This window comes from Microbulbifer sp. ABF4_148 (genome assembly GCF_056158985.1).
In genome coordinates, this window is the sequence record NZ_JBSWUI010000001.1 from 715,607 (window position 1) to 732,531 (window position 16,925).

15 protein-coding genes are annotated in these 16,925 nt (G+C 59.6%); 5 read left to right on the forward strand and 10 right to left on the reverse strand.

The genetic code is table 11. From position 1 onward, the window contains the following. Positions 1 to 6 precede the first annotated feature (6 nt). A complete protein-coding gene (locus ACXAD0_RS03065) occupies positions 7 to 1,026 on the forward strand; it encodes a hypothetical protein (protein ID WP_475086875.1) in 1,020 nt (339 codons plus the stop codon). 96 nt (positions 1,027 to 1,122) lie between these two features. Here the strand turns inward: ACXAD0_RS03065 and ACXAD0_RS03070 are convergent, their stop codons facing one another. Further along, positions 1,123 to 3,198, reverse strand: coding sequence for a S8 family peptidase (locus ACXAD0_RS03070; protein WP_475086876.1), 2,076 nt, complete (start codon positions 3,196 to 3,198; stop codon positions 1,123 to 1,125). 448 nt (positions 3,199 to 3,646) lie between these two features. After that, positions 3,647 to 4,525, reverse strand: a complete 879-nt coding sequence (locus ACXAD0_RS03075; RefSeq protein WP_475086877.1) for a YicC/YloC family endoribonuclease — start codon at positions 4,523 to 4,525, stop codon at positions 3,647 to 3,649. Positions 4,526 to 4,638: 113 nt separating this feature from the next. Between ACXAD0_RS03075 and rph the strand changes: the two genes are divergently transcribed. Then, complete coding sequence (gene rph / locus ACXAD0_RS03080) at positions 4,639 to 5,358, forward strand: ribonuclease PH (RefSeq protein ID WP_475086878.1); 720 nt, start codon at positions 4,639 to 4,641, stop codon at positions 5,356 to 5,358. 62 nt (positions 5,359 to 5,420) lie between these two features. Here the strand turns inward: rph and nhaA are convergent, their stop codons facing one another. The 3 genes from nhaA to ACXAD0_RS03095 all read right to left on the reverse strand — a co-directional run bounded on the left by nhaA (position 5,421) and on the right by ACXAD0_RS03095 (position 8,014). After that, on the reverse strand, positions 5,421 to 6,656 hold the full coding sequence (gene nhaA / locus ACXAD0_RS03085) for a Na+/H+ antiporter NhaA (protein ID WP_475086879.1): 1,236 nt from the start codon (positions 6,654 to 6,656) through the stop codon (positions 5,421 to 5,423). Positions 6,657 to 6,838: 182 nt separating this feature from the next. After that, positions 6,839 to 7,780, reverse strand: a complete 942-nt coding sequence (locus ACXAD0_RS03090; protein ID WP_475086880.1) for a sodium-dependent bicarbonate transport family permease — start codon at positions 7,778 to 7,780, stop codon at positions 6,839 to 6,841. Beyond that, the gene (locus ACXAD0_RS03095; protein WP_475086881.1) at positions 7,781 to 8,014 is read right to left on the reverse strand and encodes a hypothetical protein; all 234 of its coding nucleotides are present in this window, start codon (positions 8,012 to 8,014) and stop codon (positions 7,781 to 7,783) included. 115 nt (positions 8,015 to 8,129) lie between these two features. Here ACXAD0_RS03095 and ACXAD0_RS03100 point away from each other — a divergent pair, with 115 nt between their 5' ends. Beyond that, the gene (locus ACXAD0_RS03100) at positions 8,130 to 9,059 is read left to right on the forward strand and encodes a LysR family transcriptional regulator (protein ID WP_475086882.1); all 930 of its coding nucleotides are present in this window, start codon (positions 8,130 to 8,132) and stop codon (positions 9,057 to 9,059) included. Between the two features lie 72 nt (positions 9,060 to 9,131). Here the strand turns inward: ACXAD0_RS03100 and ACXAD0_RS03105 are convergent, their stop codons facing one another. Then, a complete protein-coding gene (locus ACXAD0_RS03105; RefSeq protein WP_475086883.1) occupies positions 9,132 to 9,905 on the reverse strand; it encodes an exodeoxyribonuclease III in 774 nt (257 codons plus the stop codon). 287 nt (positions 9,906 to 10,192) lie between these two features. Between ACXAD0_RS03105 and pyrE the strand changes: the two genes are divergently transcribed. Together pyrE and ACXAD0_RS03115 are read left to right on the forward strand one after the other, a co-directional pair. Next, on the forward strand, positions 10,193 to 10,846 hold the full coding sequence (gene pyrE / locus ACXAD0_RS03110) for an orotate phosphoribosyltransferase (protein ID WP_475086884.1): 654 nt from the start codon (positions 10,193 to 10,195) through the stop codon (positions 10,844 to 10,846). 112 nt (positions 10,847 to 10,958) lie between these two features. Then, positions 10,959 to 11,561, forward strand: coding sequence for a hypothetical protein (locus ACXAD0_RS03115; protein ID WP_475086885.1), 603 nt, complete (start codon positions 10,959 to 10,961; stop codon positions 11,559 to 11,561). Between the two features lie 61 nt (positions 11,562 to 11,622). On the opposite strand, the gene slmA is transcribed toward ACXAD0_RS03115, so the two are convergent. The 4 genes from slmA to coaBC all read right to left on the reverse strand — a co-directional run bounded on the left by slmA (position 11,623) and on the right by coaBC (position 16,911). Then, positions 11,623 to 12,234 (reverse strand): nucleoid occlusion factor SlmA, encoded by a 612-nt coding sequence (gene slmA / locus ACXAD0_RS03120; protein WP_475086886.1) that lies wholly within the window; start codon positions 12,232 to 12,234, stop codon positions 11,623 to 11,625. Between the two features lie 170 nt (positions 12,235 to 12,404). Continuing rightward, the gene (gene argB / locus ACXAD0_RS03125) at positions 12,405 to 13,310 is read right to left on the reverse strand and encodes an acetylglutamate kinase (RefSeq protein ID WP_475086887.1); all 906 of its coding nucleotides are present in this window, start codon (positions 13,308 to 13,310) and stop codon (positions 12,405 to 12,407) included. Between the two features lie 65 nt (positions 13,311 to 13,375). Continuing rightward, positions 13,376 to 15,673 carry a phosphomannomutase/phosphoglucomutase gene (locus ACXAD0_RS03130; protein ID WP_475086888.1) on the reverse strand — a complete coding sequence of 766 codons (2,298 nt, stop codon included), beginning with the start codon at positions 15,671 to 15,673 and terminating at the stop codon, positions 13,376 to 13,378. 17 nt (positions 15,674 to 15,690) lie between these two features. Then, positions 15,691 to 16,911 carry a bifunctional phosphopantothenoylcysteine decarboxylase/phosphopantothenate--cysteine ligase CoaBC gene (coaBC, locus tag ACXAD0_RS03135; RefSeq protein WP_475086889.1) on the reverse strand — a complete coding sequence of 407 codons (1,221 nt, stop codon included), beginning with the start codon at positions 16,909 to 16,911 and terminating at the stop codon, positions 15,691 to 15,693. Between the last annotated feature and the right edge of the window lie 14 nt (positions 16,912 to 16,925).

Sequence of the window (16,925 nt, forward strand, 5' to 3'; positions counted from 1 at the left end):
ATCCTTATGCGCACGAAAAAACTCACCCTCCACGGTCTATTGGTCATTGTATTCGCGAGTCTATTGGTTGCGGGCCTGGTGGCCTGTGGCGGCGGTGGCAGCTCAGGCGATGCGCCTCAGCAACCTCCGGAATCCGATGCTGGCGATACCGGGAGCGGCGGCGCTGGCACAAGTCCTGCCCCTATTGAAGTGGGTGAAAACCGCTTCGGTGCATGGATTTTCTATATTGACGAGGCGGGCCTGGTCCACAACGACCATGCCAGCATGGCAACGTATCTGGCGAACCTCGGTGTCAAACGGGTGTTCATCAAAATCAGCGATATCAATTATCGCTGGGACAGTAACCAGATCACGTTCACCGGTGGCGAGGTGCAGTGCGGGGAATGGCAGGATGCCTGCGAGCCGGCCAATCTGCAGCATTACCGCGACAACGGTATCGAGCCCTGGGCGTGGACCTATAACGACGCGCATTCCTATGAGGCGCAGGCGGATATGCTCGAGGCTGCGGTACGGGTTGGTTATGCCGGCTTTGTTCTGGACATTGAAGCGGAGTTCGATGGCGCGACGACCACACTGGAGTCGTTGTTGCAGGCGCACCGGGATCGCCTCGACCAGCTTGGCACGCTGGTGCCGGATACATTTTTGTTGGCAGCGACGTCATGGGGAAACCCGCGGGATCATGGCATGCGCATCGATATCATCGACGAATTTGTCGATGCCCATATGCCCCAAACCTATATCGAAAAGTGGGGCAGCAGCTACATCGATGATATTGCCGGCACGATTCAGCGAGGAGACTGTGAGTATCTCGACCTGGGGGCGACCAAGCCAATCTGGCATATCGTTTCCCATGAGGACAAGTTGCTGAGTGCGGAGAATATCTCTGATTTCTTCCGCCATGCAGGCCCTCATGCCTCACTGTGGCGGATCTCCAACAGCACGCTGGCCGAGGAGGTTGAGCGGGTGGATTGGGCACAGACCGAGTTCCAGCCCAATGCATGCAGCAGCGGCAATTTCGCGCTGTAAATTACCCGGTCAGGGCTGGCCGACCATAAAAAAGGGCTGGCAACCTGGTGCCAGCCCATCAAGCGACATCAAAAAAGCGATATCAACAGAGCGACATCAGGGCGATGCATTGGCTTCCAGCGTGACGCCGGAATAGCTGCTGTAGCCGCGAATACTGATGTACCACTGGCCCGCCTGCGGGTTGCTGATATTGCAGGTCTCGGCGTTACCCCAGCGATACGGACGGCAGTCATAGGCACTGGTGGTCGGCTCGCTGCCGAAGCGCACATACATGTCGCCATCACCGCTGCCGCCGGACATCACCGCCTGCAAGGTGGACATGCCCTCATTCACTGTCAGGGTGAAGTGCTGCCAGCTGCCAGAATTACCGGACAGGTTGGTTTCGGTAAAGCTGGTGGGGCCACCGCCGCCGCCACTACCGGACTCGCTATAGCTGCCGGTCAGGGAAACCCCGGAGAAGGTGCTGTAGGCACGCACCATTACGTGGTAGGTGCCCGCCTGCACATTGCTGATGGAGCAGGTTTCGTTGTTGCCGTTCAGGTAGGGGCGACAGTCATAGGTACTGGTAGTCGGTGCACTGCCAAAGCGAACGTACAGGTCTGCATCACCAGTGCCGCCGGTCATGGCAAAGCTCAGGTCGCTCGCGCCAGCGGGCACTTCGAGGGTAAAGAACTGCTCACTTCCGGTGCTGCCGGAGAGCCCTGTCTCTGCCACTCCATTTTCCAGAACACCATCCGCCGGGGGTGGATTGCCGCCACCACCGCCGTTCACTTCCGCCACCGCTGCTGCCGCATCGATGATGCCTGAGCCACACTGGCTACACCCGGCCGGGAAGCTGCGCGCGGTATTCACCAGTGCAGATTCCACTTCGGTGGGGGTGATGTTGCTGTCGATGGCATAGAGCAGTGCCGCCGCACCGGCGACATGTGGCGCGGCCATACTGGTGCCCTGGTAGAACGCATAGTTGTCAGAGCCCGGGCCCTGGCTACCGCTGTTCAGCGTCGACAAAACCCCGTTGCTGTTCACGGAAGTGTCGCCACCAGGTGCGGCAACATCCACGACGGAACCGTAGTTGGAATACCAGGCGCGGCCTCCACTGCGATCCACGGAAGCCACCGAGATCACACCAGAGCAGCTTGCCGGGGTGTAGTTGCCCGCATTGGCGTTCGAGTTACCCGCCGCGACGACCACGGTCGCTCCCAGGCTGCGCGCCGTATTGATCGCGTTTTGCGTGGTGCTGGAGCAGCTGCCACCGCCACCCAGGCTCAGGTTGAGTACCTGGGCAGGATTGGCATTGGCGGGGACGCCGCTGACGGAACCGCCGGCTCCCCAGATGATGCCGTCGGCAATATCCGACGTGTATCCACCACAGCGACCCAGCACACGGATCGGTACGATCTTGGCTTTATAGGCGACACCGGCAACACCGGTATTGTTGTTGGACACCGCGGCGACCGTGCCGGCCACATGGGTACCGTGCCAGCTGCTGTTGCGTGCGGGTTCACCCGGCCCACAGGCGCCGGCCGGGGACCAGTCGCCCGGATCGGTGGCGTCGCTGTCGCGGCCATTGCCATCCTGCGCCACGGTGGTGTCCGAGATCATGTCGTAACCGGGTAGCAGGTTATCGGCCAGGTCCACATGGTTGCGGTAGCCGGTATCGATGACGGCGACGACCACCCCTTCGCCCTGAGTGGTGTCCCAGGCGGTGGGCAGATTGATACCCGCGGTGGCTTCAAAGTAGTGCCACTGCTGGTTGTAGCTCGGATCGTTGGGCGTCGCCATTGGCTGCAGCAGCACATCGGCCTCGACATATTCGATGTTGGGATCCTGTTGCAGGCGCTGGATGACGGCAGCCAGGTCTGCCCCTTTGCGGCGCTTGCCCATCTTCATGAGCTGGGCGCCCGTGGCCAGTCGACGCATGTGTCGCATCGATGCACCCGAGCGACGTGACAGCGCGTCGACCGCGTTTTGCGACATGGCGGCCGAGCTGGCAATGCCCGCGCTGGCCTTGTACTTGATGATGATGCGATCGGTCTCGACCTCTGACAGCTGGGGCGCTGCGCCGGGCAGATTGCGTTCAACCGCGTGAGTGGGGAGGGCGGCGCACAGGGTCAACAGTGCCGCGCCCGCCCAAGCACCCAGACGGGTGCCGGTGAGGGATTGTGATTTCATAACGATGAATATCTCCGGGAATTATTGTTGTTGGTGTCGCAGGCCGGCGTGTAGCACTAACTCAACTACCCAACCCGCGCTCCTCTCGATGCGTGCAACCCTGGTGTCCCGACTTCGCGACACTGCCCTACCTCGCCGCACGGACCCGATCCTCCTGTAGAGGGATAAATATCCGCACACAATAGGTATAACGAAAATAAAATTCCTCTCCTCAGTGCCAGAGAAGGACAATATTTGGAAATAGGTGCCAATATTGAGGTTAAGTTGGTACGTTCGTGTCCAGTTCGGACATATTTAAGGAAAAATGTGCCAGAAGAGCGATGTGCGCAGTCGTCACAGTGACGAGAAGTAAACAATCACGGATGGGTAACTTGAACGAGAGGCCGGAACGAAAAAGATGGGAGGTTGGGCGGCACGCTCTGGAGTCGGCCACCCGGCAGGAGGGCCGTTATTCGATGTTCTGGATCTGTTCGCGCATCTGTTCGATCAGTACTTTCAGCTCAACGGCCGCCTGGGTGGTATCGGAGACTACGGATTTTGACGAGAGGGTATTGGCCTCGCGGTTGAATTCCTGCATCAGGAAATCGAGGCGTCGGCCAATAGCGCCACCGCCATTGAGCACGCGGCGGGTTTCGCGCACATGGGCATCGAGGCGATCGAGCTCTTCGTCGACATCGGCCTTTTGTGCGAGCAGCGCGATCTCCTGCTCGATGCGTTCCTGATCGACTTCACTGAGGAGTTCCTCAAGCCGCGTACGGAGTTTTTCCCGCTGTGCGGTGAGAATCTCGGGCAGCAGCGCGCGCACATTTTCCACCTGGGCACTGATGCCTTCGAGGCGTTGTTCAATAAAATTTTTCAGTTCCGCACCCTCGCGCTCGCGATTGGCAACGAGCTGGTCGAGTGCCTGCGCCAGTGCTTCGGTGATGGCCTTGGCCTGCTCGTCGGCATTCGCGCCAGAGTCGGCGATGACGCCGGGCCACTGCAAAACCTGCAACGGATTAATCGGTGCGGGCGGAGAAAGTTGGGCGGCAACGGTTTCGGCGGCAGTGACAACACTGCGCAGCATATCCTGATCCACTTCCAGGGCAGACGTCTCACCGCCGACGGCCTTGAGCGTCAGCGTCAATTCCACTTTGCCGCGGTTGAGGCGCTGGCGCAGGGTTTCTCTAAATTGCGACTCGAGTGGGCGCCCGGCCTCGGGCAGGCGGAAGTGCGGTTCCAGGTAGCGATGGTTGACCGAACGCAGTTCCCATACCGCGGTGCCGCCGGAAAAATTGGACTCGGCGCGCGCAAACGCGGTCATGCTGCGAACGGTTTTTTTAGCCATGCCTGGCTCCTGAAGATGAAAGTGGGGCCGCGAATCATAGCATGGGTATCGCTCCGCCGTGCGTAGCGCAGGCATGTATACTGCGAACTTAAATTAATGACAGAGGTGCACCTATGCAGCGTCCCAGTGGCCGCCAACCCCATGATCTTCGCCAGGTAAAAATCACGCGTAATTATACCCGCCATGCGGAAGGTTCCGTTTTGGTAGAGTTTGGCGACACCAAGGTGCTTTGTACCGCTTCGGTGGCAGAAGAAGTACCGCGTTTCCTTCGCGGCCAGGGCAGCGGCTGGGTAACGGCAGAATATGGCATGTTGCCGCGTTCCACCGGGACGCGCATGGCGCGTGAAGCCGCACGTGGAAAACAGAGTGGCCGCACCGTGGAAATCCAGCGCCTGATCGGGCGCTCGCTGCGTGCTGCGGTAGATCTCGAGTTGCTCGGCGAAAACCAGATTACCGTGGATTGCGATGTGATTCAGGCGGACGGCGGTACGCGTACGGCCTCCATTACCGGCGCCTGCGTTGCGCTCGTCGATGCATTGCGAGTGATGCAGCGGGAAAAAATGATTGCGACAGATCCTCTCAGAAATCTTGTTGCCGCGGTTTCCGTTGGTATCTATGAGGGTATGCCGGTACTGGATCTGGACTATCCGGAAGACAGCAATGCCGACACCGATATGAATCTCGTGATGGCGGCGGATGGCGGCATGATCGAGGTGCAGGGAACCGCAGAAGGGGCGCCTTTTACCGAGCATGAGTTTGCCCAGATGCTGGCACTGGGCAAAGCCGGTATTGATGAAATCATCGCGTTGCAGAAACGCGCGCTGGAAGATTAACCCTGATCGAAAGGCCGGATACACTAACGGGTGTATCCGGCCCGGGTTTTCATTCGGGGTGATTACGCCGGATCGTCCAGTGTCTTGCCGAAGGGCGAGAAGACTGGCGCCCCCGTCTCTTCGTCTTTGGCGGTGAGCTTGCGGCTGGACAGATACAGCACCGCGGTTCCCGCCAGCGCCGACAGCAGCGACCCCAGCAGCACGCCCACTTTCACGTTCTCCTGGTAGGCAGCAGGATAGCCCTCGAAGGCCAGGCTGCCGATAAACAGGCTCATCGTAAAGCCAACACCACACAGCAACGCCACGCCATACACATGGGCCCAGCCAGCGCCCACCGGCAAGCGCGCAAGGCCACTCTTCACCGCCAGCCAGGTTACGCCAAAAATACCCAACTGATTGCCGAGGAACAGGCCCAGCGCAATGCCCAGCGTGGTTGGATTAAACAGGCGCTCGGCGGAGAACCCGGCCAGTGATACCCCGGCGTTGGCAAATGCGAACACCGGAAGAATCAGCAGGGTGACCCAGGGCAGCAAGCCCTGCTCCATACGATGCAGCGGCGCCAGCGGCTTGACCATGTTGACCTTCAGCGGGATAAACCAGGCCGTCAGGAATCCGGCCAGGGTCGCGTGTACTCCCGACTTGAGCACGGCAACCCAGATGATGGTGCCCAGTATCACATACGGTGCGAGATTGGTGATGCGCGCCCTATTGAGCAGGAGTAATCCTGCGAACCCGACAGAGGCGACCGCGAGTGACACCAGCGAGAGGTCGCTGCTGTAGAACAGTGCAATGATCAGGATTGCGCCGATGTCGTCGAAGATTGCCACGGACAGCAGGAACAGTTTCAGGCTGATCGGCAGGCGCTTGCCGAACAGGGTAAAAATTCCGATCGCGAAGGCAATATCGGTGGCAGAGGGGATTGCCCAGCCACGCTGGGTATCGGGGCTGTCCAGGTTGATCATTGCATAGATGATTGCCGGGACTGCCATGCCGGCAATGGCCGCCAAACCTGGCAGGATCACCTGGTCTTTCGATGACAGGTGCCCTTCGATGACCTCGCGTTTGATCTCCAGACCCACGACCAGGAAGAACAGGGCCATTAGCCCGTCGTTGACCCAGAGCAGCAGCGGCTTCTGGATGGCGAAGTCACCAAAAGAAAACACCACGCTGGTGTTCAGTCCATCAAAGTAGAATCCCTGCAGGGCAGAATTTGCCAGCAGCATCGCGAGCAGCGCGGCAGAGACCAGCAGTACCCCTCCGAATGATTCGTGTTCAATTATTTTTTTAACCGCAGTCATTGCCGTGTTTCCTCCGTGACGGCGCCCTGCCGTTAAGGCAGTTGGTGCCGTTTCATCAAATTGTATGCCCCGGCGCGCTGACCTGATCAGTTGCCGGGGTGCGTCTTGCGCGTTGGTATCGGGTAACTTGTTCGCGGCATTTGCCATGGCGATACGCCGCTTTGAATGACCCGATCACTGTGTCAGGCGAAGACTCCGTTCAGGTATGTCGCCACTGCCAGGTAAATTGGAATGCCCACCAGCACATTGAATGGGAAAGTGATGGCCAGTGATGCCGTCAGCGGGAGGCTCAGGTTCGCTTTGGGCAGGGCTGCCCCCAGCGCTGCCGGCGCCGCGATATAGGAGGCACTGGCACCGAGCGTTGCCATCAGCGCGATGCCGCCGGTAGAGAAATCCATCGCCGTCGCCATCACGCCACCGATGGTGGCGCCGATCAATGGCATGGTGATTGCGAAACTCGTGAGGAAAGCGCCGTTGCGTACCACTTCAGGAAAGTAGCGCGCTGCCTGGCAGCCCATATGCAACAGGAACAGGGCCAGTGCGCCATGGAACGCGGGTCCAAACAGGCCCATGACTTTCGCGCTGCCATCCACACCAGCGATCCAGCCGATGACCAGGCCGCCCATGAGCAGCACGCAGCCCTGGTTCAGCAGCAAGCTGCGCCAGTCCAGGGAAGCTGTCTGCTCACTGCCGCGTGAGGCCAGATAAATCCCGATCGCAATGGCGGGGACCTCGAGCAGTACGACAAACAGCGGGAAGTACGCCTCGTACTCGACACCACGGCTCTCCAGCAAAGCGACAGCGACCGCGAATGTGCCAACGCTGACTGAACCATAGTGCGCCGCCGTCGCAGCGGCGTCAGTCCTGCCCCACTGCCCGAACCGGCGCAGAATGGGATAGGCGATAAAGGGCAGGGCTAGCCCCAGTGACAATACCAGTAGCGCGCGCGGCACCAGATGTGCGCTGGCGTGCTCACTCAGGGCGACCCCGCCCTTTAAGCCGATCGCCAGGAGCAGAAACAGCGTCAGGCCCTGGTACAGTCCCCGGGGAAACTCAATGCGGCTGCCGATGAGTGTGGCAGCCATGCCAAACAGGAAAAAGGCGACGACAATATCGATCCCCATTTATCGTACGCTCCCGTTTGCCGGTGCAGGAGTGGGGAAGTGCGGCAACAGGCGTTTGATCGCCCGCGGGCGTTTGCCGGAAGCGCTCACCCAGCCGACGACATTGAGCAGGCAGAGGCCAATACCGGTCATGGCCAGGGCCCAGCCGGCGATGCCCTGCAGGGCAAGCAGGGCCCCAATACCAGCGATGGTGATGCTGCTGCCAATGCCGAAGATCAGTGGTTTCGTATGCATAACTCGCGCCTCTGTTGATGAATTGGCTGCGGATTATGCGGGGCGAGTTGTATAAATAATAATAGATATTATTTAAGATAATATTAGATATATATCTATATATGGAGATGGCCCGATGAGTCGACTGCATGCCCGGGTAGGGACGATTCGCCAGCTGGAGATCCTCTGTGCGCTGAAAGACCATGGCAGTGTGATCGCGGCCGCCAAGGCATTGCATCTCACCCAGCCGACGGTGTCGATGCAGCTGCGTAAGCTGGCAGAGGCGGTGGAAATGCCGCTCTATTTCCAAGTTGGGCGCCGTATCCAGTTCACCGACGCGGGGCTGGCAATGGTGAGCAGTGCCCGGGAGATCCTGTCGTGCTTCGAGCGCCTGGATATGAACCTGACCAAGATGCGCGGACTCACCGCCGGTACTCTGCGTATCGCCGTGGTGACCACCGCCAAGTACTTCATTCCGCACCTGATCGGGGATTTTTGCCAGTTGTACCCGGAGATCACCGTAGAGCTGAAGGTGGGTAACCGCGAACAGATTAGCCAGCGGATGGCGGAGGGTATCGATGATTTCTGTGTGTTCAGTCATCCGCCGAAAAAGGAGGAGTACCTGTTAACGGAATTCCTGCCAAACTACCTGGTAGCCATCGCTCCGCGGGATCACGCGCTGAATCGCGGTGAACGGATTCCGTTGCGGGAGTTTGCCGATGCGCCATTTCTGATGCGCGAGCAGGGGTCGGGCACGCGCTACGCCATCGAGCGACAGATGGAGCGGTTGGGTTGCGAGCTGAATCAGCGCATGACCATCGAAAGTAACGAGGCGATCAAGCACATGGTCATGTCCGGCATGGGCGTGTCGATCCTGTCCGAGCACGCGCTCAATGTGGGGGACTCTTCGGGGCTGGTGGTGCTGGATGTGGAGCACCTGCCGATCAAGACCAACTGGTTCCTGGTGCGTTCCAGAAGCCGCCCGATCAGCCCGGTGGCGGAGGCGTTACTCGAGTTTGTGAAACAGGATGATCGCCTCGGCCAGCTGAACGACATGCATCTCTGAGTGTCGCGCTGGCCGCTGCAGGAGGGATACGCCTGACGACGGCAGACCTTTGAGGACGTTGCCGCGCTGCGCTTACACTTCCAGGTCGTAGTCCATGATCACGGGCAGGTGGCTGGAGAAATCCACATTCTTGTTGACCGCGCCATACTCAATTCGGTTGCGCAGGGAGTGCGAGGTCACCTGGTAGTCGATGCGCCAGCCGTCACCCTCACCCACTTTCCCGCTCGGCCACCAGGTAAACTCATCCGGGTCTTTGACCACTTTGCGGAACGCGTCGATATAGCCGATGTCGTTGAAGATCTGATCCAGCCAGCGCTGCTCGTGGCGCATGAAACCTGGGGTGTCCTGATGGTCCTGCCAGTTTTCCACATCGGCGCGGCGATGTGCCATGCCCCAGTTGCCACAGAAGATAAAGTCGCGACGCTTGCGGCTGATCTTGTTCAGGTGCGCCTGCATGTCATCGAAGAATTGCACCTTTTTTTCCAGTGCTGGCTCATCCCCGGGTACCGCTGCCGGTGCCAGTAGCGAGCCGACGCTCAGGCGTTCAAAATCGGCCTGCAGGTAACGTCCGTACATGTCTTCGCCATTGGCGAAGCCCATGCCGAAAATAATGGCTTTGGGCTGGTTGCGGGTATAGATGGCCACGCCGTTTTCGTGGGGCGTACCGGAATCGAAGAAATAGCTGTAATAGCCATCTGGATGAAAAACTGGATGATCCAGCTCGGGCTCCAGGGAACGTAGATCCTGCAGGCAGATGATGTCGGCGTCCTGATCTGCCAACCAATCGTAAAGACCGCGCTGCGCGGCCTGGTGAACGCCGTCTACCGACAGACTCACTATTCGCATTATTTAGCCCCTTACCAGCGGACTGGTGCACTGTGACGGGAGTTTGAACCGGACTGTCGCCAATTGTTCGCAGGGCGCGGAAAGCTTGCCGGTCGGCACGCTGCGCTGGATACGTCTGACGATCTTGTCCTCTCCGATCGCGGATGGAACCGGTGCAGATGGGCAGCCCCCAATAGCGCCATTTCCCGAGAAACAGTACACTTTCATTACTAACATTATCTTGACTGCGTCGTCCTATCCGGGCCGAGCAGCTTCCCTTCACCTTAGCTAATAGTTATCAAATTTCCATGCAGCAGTATCAGCGCGATTTCATCCAGTTGGCTCTTGATCACCAGGTTCTTTGTTTTGGTGATTTCACCCTCAAGTCGGGTCGCCAGAGCCCCTATTTTTTCAACGCGGGGCGCTTCCACACCGGAGCCGCGCTGGCGGCACTGGGCGACGCTTACGCGGAGGCAATTCTGGCTTCGGGAGTGGAGTTTGATGTCATCTTCGGGCCCGCCTACAAGGGGATTCCCCTCGGGGCCGTGACTGCCGTCGCCCTGGCCCAACGGGGGGTGGACAAACCCTTTTGCTACAACCGGAAAGAGGCCAAGGGTCACGGCGAGGGCGGAACCTTAGTGGGTGCGCCGCTAAATGGCAAGGTTTTGATCATTGATGATGTGATTACCGCGGGCACAGCGGTCCGTGAGGTGATGCAGATCATCGACGCTGAGGGCGCCGAAGCGGCCGGGGTTGTGATCGGTCTTAACCGGCAGGAGCGTGCCAATGAGGAGACCGCACTCTCGGCGATTCAGCTGGTTGAGCAGGAATATGACATTCCGGTAGTGAGTATTGTTCAACTGGACCATATAATCAGTTACCTTGAGGAAGGGTCGCAGGATCGCGACACTGTACAAAAAATAATCAGCTATCGGCAGCGTTACGGCGTTTCCGGCTCCTGATAACCGCGCTTATTGCCAGTTTGGGATGGTCCAAGGATTTGGTCCCCGGTTGGTGCACAAACGAGGGTGGTCAGGTTTGCCGGGGTAGAGCGCTCCGAAAGTGAGGAGTTCGATGAGTTTTTCCAGGGTTGTCATTGCGTTAGCTGCGACGGCATTTGCCGTTCTGGCGAGTGCTGCCCCGGATTCGCCCCAGCATGGCAATGTCTTGTATCGCTATACCAACGAGCATGGTGTGCAGGTCATCGATGACGTGGTGCCTCCGCGCTATGTAAGCAACGGCTATGAGGTCATCAGTCCCACCGGCCGTGTGATCAGGGTCGTGGCTGCGCAGCTGACTGAAGCGGAGCGAGCGGAGAAAGCCGAGCGCGAGGCGCAGTTGAATGCTGACCTGCAGTTGCTGCGCCGCTATTCCAGTGTGGATGACATTGAGAGCGCCAGAAAGCGCAAACTGGCCAAGGTCGAGCGTGACCTGGCGCTGGCGCGCTCCAATATCACCAGTCTCAAGTCCCAGATTCAGCGCGAGGAGTCCGCAGCGGCCCGAACCGAGCGCAATGGTGGCGAGATTTCCCAGGAGTTGTTGTCACGCATTGATAACCTCCGGGAAGAGGTCAAAGTGATGCAGGAGCGGCTCTTGTTGCGCGAACAGGAAGCGGTGCAAATCAACGCCGAGTTCGATCGCCACAAGGTGCGGTTTACCGAAATCTCCGGCAAATAACCTGTGGCGACGCCCGTCGCCCATATTCCTTCCTACCCGTGTCTTTCCCGTGCCGTCGCGATCAGCGAGCGGTTGCTATGGCGGTCTCGCGGAAAAATCCGGCGATCAGCACTGGCCACTGCTCGACCCAGTACTCGGTGGGCTTGCGTTTGAAACCGCTGCGAACGTACTGAACGATTCGGCCTTCCACGCTGGCCATCAGCAGATTGGCGGCAGCGCCCAGGGGGATGGCGGGGCGCAATTGCTCGCGCAGCTCGGCTTCCCGCAAAATCTGTTTGATCTGGGTTTCCAGCCGGTCGAACAACTGCAGGATGCGCCCGTGCAGGCGCTCGGTTTCGCCGGTCAGGGCATCGCCGGTCAGCAACCGGGTGATACCCGGGTTGCGCTCACAGAACGCCAGCAGCAGGTGGAGGATTTTCTGGCAACGCAGTGCCGCGGAGGGTTCTTCTGCAAGAATCAGCGAGACGCGGCTGAAGATGGTCTCTTCGATAAACTCAATGAGCCCCTCGAACATTTTCGACTTGCTCGGGAAGTGGCGGTACAGCGCCGCTTCGGAGAACCCGACCTCTTTGGCCAGCGCCGCGGTGGTGATACGTGCGCCGGGGCTGGCCTCCAGCATATGGGCCAGGGCCTGCAGAATCTGTTGACGGCGGTTGACTTTCTCGCTGCTCATTCTGTGCCTTTGTCGATGCCTTTCTCGCCCGGGCCAATACTGTCTGGGCTTTTCTTGATGGTTATTATGCCGTTATTTTGCGGCGCGCCGTATGGCTTTCGGTCTGCCAGAGCCGTGGCAATGGCCGGCATCCTAACCATTCGCCCGGCGCGCTTCAATTGTTAACGCGGTTACTCGCTGCGGCCGTTGGTGATCAGTGTGCCTACGCCGGAGTCGGTAAAGATTTCCAGCAGTACCGCGTGGGGTACTCGCCCATCGATAATATGTGCCGAAGTCACGCCTGACTTGACCGCTTCCAGGGCGCAGGCAATTTTTGGCAGCATACCGCCATAGATGGTGCCGTCGGCGATCAATTCATCGACCTGTTTGGTGGAGAGGCCGGTCAATACCTGCCCCTCCTTATCCTGCAGGCCTGCCACATTGGTGAGCAGCATCAACTTTTCCGCCTGCAGGTATTCCGCCACTTTGCCAGCCACCAGGTCGGCGTTGATGTTGTACGAAGCACCATCTTCACCAACCCCGATTGGGGCGATTACGGGGATAAAGTCGCCGCGGATCAACATATCGATCACATCGGTATTCACTTTTTCGACCTCGCCGACATGGCCGATATCGATAATCTCGGAGGCATGCAAACCGGCAGATTCATTTTGGATCTTGAGTTTGCGCGCGCGGATCAACAGCCCGTCTTTGCCGGTGACACCCACGGCACGGCCGCCATTCTTGTTGATCAGGTTGACGATTTGTTTGTTCACGGTGCCACCGAGGACCATCTCCACGACGTCCATGGTCTCGCTATCCGTCACCCGCATGCCATCCACAAAGCGCGATTCAATGCTCAGCTTGCCGAGCAGCTCGCCGATCTGCGGACCACCGCCATGGACTACCACTGGATTCATTCCCACCAGCTTCATGAGGATGATGTCTCTGGCAAAACTGTTCTGCAGCTCCTCATCCACCATGGCATTGCCACCGAACTTGACCACGATGGTCTTGCCGGTGAAGCGCTGAATGTACGGCAGGGCCTCGTTGAGTACCTGCGCTACACGCAACGCAGATTTGCTGTCCAGTGACATAACTTCGTCTTCCTAACTCTATGGGTCCGTCCGGCAGTGATGGCTGCCGATTGAATGCTGATTTATCAGATCGCTGTCTGGGGCGGCAGCACCGTCTTGAGTTGTGTTTCCACACGCTCGCGGATGGTTTCCAGTGCCTGCTCCGTCTCGGCCTCAAACCGCAGTGTCAGCGCTGCGGTGGTGTTGGATGCGCGCACGAGGCCCCAGCCTTCCGGGTATTCGATGCGGATGCCGTCGAGGGTGATCAGTTCGCCGTCGCCGAACTGGCCTTCGTCACGGAGCTTCTCGACCAGCGCAAATTTATCTTCCTCCGCCACCGGCACCAGTATTTCGGGTGTGCTGACCAGCTGCGGCAAGGAATCCAGCAGCTCGTCCAGGCTCTGTTCACGCAGCGCCATGATCTCGAGGATACGCGCTGCCGCATACATGCCGTCGTCAAAGCCGAACCAGCGATCGCGGATAAAGATGTGCCCGGATAGCTCGCCACCCAGAATTGCATTGGTTTCGCGCATCTTCGCCTTCATCGGGGCGTGCCCGGTTTTCCACATGACCGGACGACCGCCGTATTGGGTGATCAGCTCGGCCAGTGCCCGCGAACTCTTCACGTCAAACACCACGTCTTCACCGGGTTCGCGTGCAAGGATGTCGCGCGCCAGCAGCATGACCAGCTGATCCGCCCAGGCGATGCGACCGCTCGACGAGACCAGGGTTACCCGATCCCCGTCGCCATCGAGTGCAATACCGAGATCTGCACCCGTCTCCAGCACGCGATCGCGCAGGGCGCGCAGGTTTTCCGGTCGCGAGGGATCCGGTGCGTGGTTGGGGAAATTGCCATCCACCTGGCAGAAGAGCTGCGTGACATCGCAACCCAGCTGCTCAAACAGTTGCGGCGCCAGCTCTGAGGTTGCGCCGTTGCCGGCGTCGATCACAAGGTTCGGCTGCCCGGCCAGGGCGACATCGTTGAATACTTCATCGATATAGTTTTCGACCAAGCTCTGTTCGGCATTGCTGCCCTCGCCGGTTTTGAACGGCCCGTCCTGCATCAGCTGGTGCAGGCGCTGCAGTTTGTTTTCGGCAAGGGATTGTCCTTTGAGCAGTATCTTGAAGCCGTTGTATTCCGCCGGATTATGGCTCGCGGTAACGACGACACCACTACTGGTATTGCGTCCCTTGGCGCAGGCGTAATACACCAGCGGTGAGGGCACCAGGCCCAGGTCTACGGTGTCGCAGCCAGTGTCGAGAATGCCCTGGGTCAGGCACTCGGCCAGCAAGGGGCTGGAGTTGCGCCCGTCGCGGCCCACGAGCAGCATGGTCTCGCCAGCGTGCAGTGCCAGGGTGCCGAGCGCGCGGCCGAGCTGATAGGCAAAGGGCTCGTCGATCTCCTTGCCGGCCAGGCCGCGAATATCGTAGGCGCGGAAAACCTGCGGGGGGTAATTGCTCGGCAACTTGGGAGCCGGGCGGCGCGCCGGTTTACTGTCGCTGTCGCCGTTCTCCCACACTTCGCTGTGGCTACCTGTTTTCTTGAATTCGGGGTAATCGGAGCTTGGGCGGGGCTCGGTATTGCGTCCCTTGCGCTCCCAGGGTGCCGCCTCCTCGCGCGGGTTCAGCATGGGCAGGAACCACAGCGTTGCCAGCAGGCCGATGATGGCCGGCAGATAGAGCCACAGCGAAGAAATATCGTTGGCACCGACAAAGGTTTTACTCGGTACCAGCTCGAGTCGCAGGTGGGAGCCTGGTACCGGCGCCTGCACCCGGGGTGCGCCAGGCATACCATTGCCGCCCTGCCACAGTGCGCGCGGTGGTCCGCCCTGGAATTGCTGGATCAGGCTCAGGCGCCCAGCGCCGTTGTCCAGTTTTGCCAGCTCGCGTTCCAGTCGCGAGAAGGGCTCGCTGGCCAATACCACGCCATTATTATCGGATAACGTCGTGCGATAGATATGCCACTGCTGCTGGTCAGTATCCTGGAGGATTTCGGTAGGCTGGCGGGATTTGCTGGCCGTGCGCTTGATCAAATCAACGGTGGCGAAACTGAGCGGCGGGTTGCCCGCGCCGGCCCGAACGGTATCCGGTTGAAACAGTTGCGCGCGCAGGGCGCCTTTCTTGGCAGACCCCTGCTCTCCGGCTTGTTTCACCAGCCCTTGCAGTTGTTGGTCGCCGCGTTGCAGGAATTGCCGTACCTGCTGGGCGGTCTGCGCCGCTTGTGCCTGCGCGGCCTGCTCCACACTGGCCGTACTGGCCGGGGCGAGAAAATTGGCGTTTATCAGATGAGCGCCGGCGATCCAGGCGACCACGGCCAGCAATGCCGGCAAAATAAGCCCGCGGTGGTACTGCGCTTTTACTTGCGTAATTCGTGAAAAATCCACACCGAATCCCTGTCTAATTATTCTTCTGTGTTACGGAATGCCCTGTCGGCGATGATCTGTACCAGCTGGTCGGCCAGATCCGATTTCAACGTCAGCGGGAGTGTCTGGCAGGTTTCCCCGTCAATCACTGACACCGCGTTGCGATCGCTGTTAAAGCCGGCGTCGGTGCTGCTGACATCGTTGGCAATAATCATATCGAGATTCTTGCGCGCGAGTTTTGCCCGCGCATGCTCGATGACTTTTTCAGTTTCCGCCGCGAATCCCACGGTAAACGGACGTTTCGCGGTGCGCCCGGCGATGCCCGCGACGATATCCGGGTTCTTCACCAGTGCGAGGGCATCGCGATCACTGCCGTCTTTTTTCTTGATCTTCTGCTCCGCGACCTGCTCCGGGCGAAAATCGGCCACTGCCGCTGCGCCAATAAACAGGTCGCTCAAATCTGCCGCTCGCTCCGCGGCGGTCTGCATGTCGAGTGCACCGATCACGTCGACGCGGTTGACGCCGGCGGGGGTGGGCAATGACACCGGGCCGGCAATCAGGGTGACCTGGGCGCCGGCGCGCTGCGCTGCTGCTGCCAGTGCAAAGCCCATTTTGCCGGAGCTGTGATTACTCAGGTAACGCACAGGATCCAGTGCCTCGCGGGTCGGGCCAGCCGTGACAACGACGTGCTTCCCGCTGAGCGATTGCTCTGGCGTTATCCAGCGTGCGGTTGCCTCTGCCAGTTGCTCCGGTTCGAGCATGCGGCCGGGGCCGACATCACCACAGGCCTGGCTGCCTTCCGCAGGTCCATAAAATACCACGCCGCGCTGGCGCAGGGTTTCCACATTGTCCGTGGTGGCGGGGTGGCTCCACATGGCCTGGTTCATGGCCGGCGCCAGCGCCAGTGGCGCCGTGCTGGCCAGACACAGGGTGCTCAGCAGGTCGTCGGCAAATCCCCCGGCGAGCCGCGCCAGTGTATTGGTACTGGCCGGGGCAATCAGGATCAGGTCCGCCCACTTGGCCAATTCGATATGGCCCATGGCCGCTTCGGCCGCCGGATCCAGCAAATCGGTATGCACCGGATTGCCCGACAGGGCCTGGAAAGTCAGCGGCCGCACAAACTCCTGGGCCCCGCTGGTCATGACCACGCGCACATCGGCGCCGCGGTCTTTCAGGCGGCGCACCAGGTCTGCACTCTTGTAGGCGGCGATCCCGCCACTCACGCCTAGCAGGATGCGTTTGTTTGCCAGCGGTGACATAGGTCCGGCTCCGG

What these genes read in the sequence shown, in the direction of transcription:
- ACXAD0_RS03105 (WP_475086883.1), bottom strand. Translation starts at nt 9,905, where the DNA reads ATGCGAATAGTGAGTCTGTCGGTAGACGGCGTTCACCAGGCCGCGCAG.
- rph (WP_475086878.1), top strand. Translation starts at nt 4,639, where the DNA reads ATGCAGCGTCCCAGTGGCCGCCAACCCCATGATCTTCGCCAGGTAAAA.
- ACXAD0_RS03075 (WP_475086877.1), bottom strand. Translation starts at nt 4,525, where the DNA reads ATGGCTAAAAAAACCGTTCGCAGCATGACCGCGTTTGCGCGCGCCGAG.
- slmA (WP_475086886.1), bottom strand. Translation starts at nt 12,234, where the DNA reads ATGAGCAGCGAGAAAGTCAACCGCCGTCAACAGATTCTGCAGGCCCTG.
- ACXAD0_RS03115 (WP_475086885.1), top strand. Translation starts at nt 10,959, where the DNA reads ATGAGTTTTTCCAGGGTTGTCATTGCGTTAGCTGCGACGGCATTTGCC.
- argB (WP_475086887.1), bottom strand. Translation starts at nt 13,310, where the DNA reads ATGTCACTGGACAGCAAATCTGCGTTGCGTGTAGCGCAGGTACTCAAC.
- ACXAD0_RS03095 (WP_475086881.1), bottom strand. Translation starts at nt 8,014, where the DNA reads ATGCATACGAAACCACTGATCTTCGGCATTGGCAGCAGCATCACCATC.
- nhaA (WP_475086879.1), bottom strand. Translation starts at nt 6,656, where the DNA reads ATGACTGCGGTTAAAAAAATAATTGAACACGAATCATTCGGAGGGGTA.
- ACXAD0_RS03100 (WP_475086882.1), top strand. Translation starts at nt 8,130, where the DNA reads ATGAGTCGACTGCATGCCCGGGTAGGGACGATTCGCCAGCTGGAGATC.
- ACXAD0_RS03070 (WP_475086876.1), bottom strand. Translation starts at nt 3,198, where the DNA reads ATGAAATCACAATCCCTCACCGGCACCCGTCTGGGTGCTTGGGCGGGC.
- ACXAD0_RS03090 (WP_475086880.1), bottom strand. Translation starts at nt 7,780, where the DNA reads ATGGGGATCGATATTGTCGTCGCCTTTTTCCTGTTTGGCATGGCTGCC.
- ACXAD0_RS03065 (WP_475086875.1), top strand. Translation starts at nt 7, where the DNA reads ATGCGCACGAAAAAACTCACCCTCCACGGTCTATTGGTCATTGTATTC.
- coaBC (WP_475086889.1), bottom strand. Translation starts at nt 16,911, where the DNA reads ATGTCACCGCTGGCAAACAAACGCATCCTGCTAGGCGTGAGTGGCGGG.
- pyrE (WP_475086884.1), top strand. Translation starts at nt 10,193, where the DNA reads ATGCAGCAGTATCAGCGCGATTTCATCCAGTTGGCTCTTGATCACCAG.